Origin of the sequence: Tianweitania sp. (genome assembly GCF_032053605.1) — a bacterium.
GTDB lineage: Bacteria > Pseudomonadota > Alphaproteobacteria > Rhizobiales > Rhizobiaceae > Tianweitania.
In genome coordinates, this window is record NZ_DAMBUH010000110.1 from 1 (window position 1) to 4,137 (window position 4,137).

The following is a 4,137-nucleotide window of genomic DNA, read 5'->3' on the forward strand; positions in this document are numbered from 1 at the left end:
CGTCGCCGGGTCGATGAAGACGGCCGCACCCCCATCCTCACGGCAAGGTCGCGCCAAGGGCGGACGCTCGGCCTTCTGCGTCTTCTCTACGTAAGCGATGGCGCCTGCAATGGCCGAAAGAGCAGGACGCGAGAACGACCCGAACCCATCCAGCGTCGCCACGTCATAATAACGGGTGATGCGACCTTCGGCAGCCGCCCCGTCGAACTGGCTGGCCGGCTGCGGATTGGCAACGCGGCCCAGCACGTCGAACACCGGCTTCAGCTCGGGGTCGTAAAACACCGGTTCCGGAACGATCAGTTCGCGCGGCTCGATGCGCAGGATGTCCGCCAGCAGGCGATCGGCCGTCGTATCCATAACGGTGAAGGCGCCGGTGCTGATGTCGATCCAGGCCAACGCAAACGGTGCGTCGGCGCCCTTGGCGCGGCCGAGCGCCATGAGGTAGCTCGCTTCACCCGGTGCGAGCAGCTTTTCTTCCGTAATCGTGCCGGGCGTGACGAGCCGCACGACATCCCGTGCAACAACCGACTTCGAGCCGCGCTTCTTGGCCTCCGCCGGATCCTCGATCTGGTCGCAAACCGCAACGCGGTGACCCCGCCCGATCAGCTTGGACAGGTAATCGTCGGCGGCATGCATGGGCACGCCGCACATCGGAATGTCTTCGCCCAGATGCTTGCCGCGCTTGGTGAGCGCGATGCCGAGCACGCCCGCCGCAATCACCGCATCGTTGAAGAACAGCTCGTAGAAATCGCCCATGCGGTAAAACAGCAGCGAATCCGGGTTCGCTGCCTTGATGGCATGGTACTGCTCCATCATCGGCGTCGCCGCCGGCTGGATGCTGGTCTTGTCGATCGGTATCTGCGCGTTCAAAGCGGGCCTCGGCGGAAGGTCAGGTAGTTTTCGGCCTTTACGAGGGGGATTGGGAGTCTTAATCCCGAACGCTCCACAAGAAGAGCGGCAACAACAAGAACGAAGCGGGGAAACAGACATGCCACCTAGGGATCGCAACGAGCCGACAGGCCCCTCCGTCAGCCCGCAGGAAGCGCTTGATTTCCATGCGCAAGGCCGGCCCGGCAAGCTGGAGATCAACCCCACCAAGCCGATGGCGACGCAGCGCGACCTGTCGCTGGCTTATTCGCCGGGCGTGGCCGTGCCGGTAAAGGCAATTGCCGAGGACCCGTCCAAGGCGTTCGACTACACCACCAAAGGCAACATGGTGGCCGTGATCTCGAACGGCACGGCGATCCTCGGCCTCGGCAATCTCGGCGCGCTGGCGTCCAAGCCCGTGATGGAAGGCAAGTCGGTGCTGTTCAAGCGCTTTGCCGATGTGGATTCCATCGACCTCGAAGTCGACACGGAAGACGCCGACGCCTTCATCAATGCCGTGCGCTATCTCGGGCCTTCCTTCGGCGGCATCAACCTTGAGGACATCAAGGCGCCGGAATGCTTCATCATCGAGCAGAAGCTGCGCGAACTGATGGACATCCCCGTCTTCCATGACGACCAGCACGGCACGGCGATTATCGCCACCGCCGGCCTGATCAACGCACTCGCCATCACGGGCCGTGACATGAAGTCGGCCAAGCTCGTGTGCAACGGCGCGGGTGCTGCGGGCATTGCTTGTATCGAATTGGTGAAATCGCTCGGCTTCACGCCGGAAAACGTCATCCTCTGCGACACCAAGGGCGTGGTTTATCAGGGCCGTACGGAAGGCATGAACCAGTGGAAGTCCGCCCATGCGGTGCCGACCGAGAAGCGGACGCTGGCGGAAGCGCTGGATGGTGCCGACATCTTCTTCGGCCTGTCCGCCAAGGGCGCGTTGACGCCCGCCATGGTTCAGTCCATGGCCAAGAACCCCATCATCTTCGCGATGGCCAATCCCGATCCGGAAATCACGCCGGAAGAAGTGGCTGAGATCCGCACCGACGCGATCATGGCGACCGGCCGTTCGGATTACCCGAACCAGGTCAACAACGTGCTGGGCTTTCCCTACATCTTCCGCGGCGCGCTGGATGTGCGGGCAACCACGATCAACGACGAAATGAAGGTCGCCGCCGCGCAGGCGCTGGCCGATCTGGCCCGCGAAGACGTGCCGGACGAAGTCGCCGCCGCCTATCAGGGCTCGCGCCCGCGCTTCGGCCCGAACTACATCATCCCCGTGCCGTTCGATCCGCGCCTCATCTCCGCCATTCCAGTGGCGGTCGCCAGGGCCGCGATGGAATCCGGCGTTGCTGGCAAGCCGCTTGCCGATCTCGAACGCTACCGCCAGCAATTGTCGGCCCGCCGCGATCCGATCGCCTCCACCTTGCAGCGCATCGTCGACAGCGTTCGCCGCAAGCCAAAGCGCGTTGTTTTTGCCGAAGGCGAGGAAGAGCAGGTCATGCGCGCCGCCGTGTCCTATGTGAATCAGGAACTCGGCACCGCCATCCTGATCGGCCGCGACGACGTGATCCGTGAAAACGCCGCACAAGCCGGCGTCGATCTCGACAAGCCCGGCATCGAGGTCATCAATGCACGCCTGTCTCGCCGCAACGGCTTTTATGCCGACTACCTCTACGAGCGGCTGCAACGGCGCGGCTTCCTCCATCGCGATTGCCAGCGTCTCATCAACAACGACCGCAATTATTTCGGCGCCACCATGGTGGCGCTGGGCGATGCGGATGCGATGGTCACGGGTGTGACGCGCAACTATTCCACCGTGCTGGAAGATGTGCGCAACGTCATCGATGCCCGTCCAGGCCATCGCGTGATTGGCGCGTCGATCGTGCTGTCTCGCGGGCGCACGGTCATCGTGGCCGATACGGCGGTGCACGACATGCCCAATGCCGTTGAGATCGCCGATATCGCGGAAGAAACGGCCGGCTTTGCACGCCGCATGGGCTATGAGCCGCGCGTCGCGCTGCTGGCTTACTCCACCTTCGGCCATCCGCAGGGCGAACGCTCCGAGCGCATTCAGGAAGCGGTCAAGATCCTCGACAAGCGCCGCGTTGATTTCGAATATGATGGTGAGATGGCGGCCGATGTTGCGCTCAATCCCAAGGCGATGGCGCAATATCCGTTCTGCCGCCTTTCGGGCCCGGCCAACGTGTTGGTCATGCCGGCCTTCCATTCCGCCTCGATCGCCACCAAGATGCTGCAGGAACTCGGCGGCTCCACAGTGATCGGCCCGCTGCTTGTGGGCTTGAACAAGCCGGTGCAGATCGTGCCGTTGAACGCCAGGGACAGCGACCTCGTCAACATGGCTGCCATCGCCGCTTACAGCGCAATCTCCTGATCGCGCGTCTGTAGTGGCCAGTGCTGGCGAAACCATCGCCGGCACTCAGCTCCGCTCTATATCGGCTGCTCAAAGGGCAAGCGTGCCCGGAACAGGATAAAGCCAGGCAATGCTGATTGCGCAAACGGTGCTTGCCGTTCTTCTGGTGGCGATCACCGTCATGCCGTTTCTGCCGATCGCGCATGGCATCGTGCGCATCGGCGATTTTCCCCGTCAGCAGATCCTCGTTGTAGCCCTGGCCTGTTTGTTTGTGTCGCTTGCATCCGGCGGTGCGCTGTTCGACCAGCCGATCTTCCCGCTCACCTTTGCCGCGATCGCGCTGTTCCAGGCCTGGTTCATCGCGGAATTTACCCGGCTGTGGCGAAAGGAATCGAAGCATTTCGATCCGGCCGTCGACCACGGCGAACGCTTCCGCCTCGTCGCATCCAACGTAAAGATGTCGAACCGCGATTATGCGGCGCATATCCGCATCATCGAGCAGTCCGGCCCCGACATCCTTGTCCTGATGGAGGTCGACAAAGCCTGGATGGATGGGCTGGCGCCGGTGCTCGACCGCTACCCCTATCGCGTCGACCAGTCCCAAGAGAATTCCTACGGCATGGCGATGGTGTCCAAGGTCCGGCTGGATGATGTGTCCGTGCAGGATCTTCTGACCGAAGGCGTGCCGTCGATTTTTGCCACGGTGGTGCTCGATGAAAGCCTGCGCTTTCGCCTTTATTCCATCCACCCCGAGCCGCCGGTGCCGCATCGGGGCACGGAAGGACGCGACGGCGAAACGGCGCTGATCTCATTGGCCGCCCGAAAGGAAAGCGGGCCGCTGATCGTCACGGGCGATCTCAACGATGTCGCGTGGTCGAAGACCA

The 4,137-nt window shown here is 62.8% G+C and carries 2 protein-coding genes and 1 pseudogene; 2 read left to right on the top strand and 1 reads right to left on the bottom strand.

The window, feature by feature from the left end:
- Positions 1 to 816: pseudogene (locus RTX98_RS17495) on the bottom strand (DNA mismatch repair protein MutS); the annotation flags it as partial.
- A gap of 172 nt (positions 817 to 988) precedes the next feature.
- On the opposite strand from RTX98_RS17495, the gene RTX98_RS17500 reads away from it, so the two are divergent.
- Together RTX98_RS17500 and RTX98_RS17505 are read left to right on the top strand one after the other, a co-directional pair.
- Positions 989 to 3,274, top strand: a complete 2,286-nt coding sequence (locus RTX98_RS17500; protein ID WP_312798089.1) for an NADP-dependent malic enzyme — start codon at positions 989 to 991, stop codon at positions 3,272 to 3,274.
- Between the two features lie 109 nt (positions 3,275 to 3,383).
- Positions 3,384 to 4,137: endonuclease/exonuclease/phosphatase family protein (locus RTX98_RS17505; protein WP_312798090.1), on the top strand; the 754-nt coding region annotated here is incomplete at its 3' end.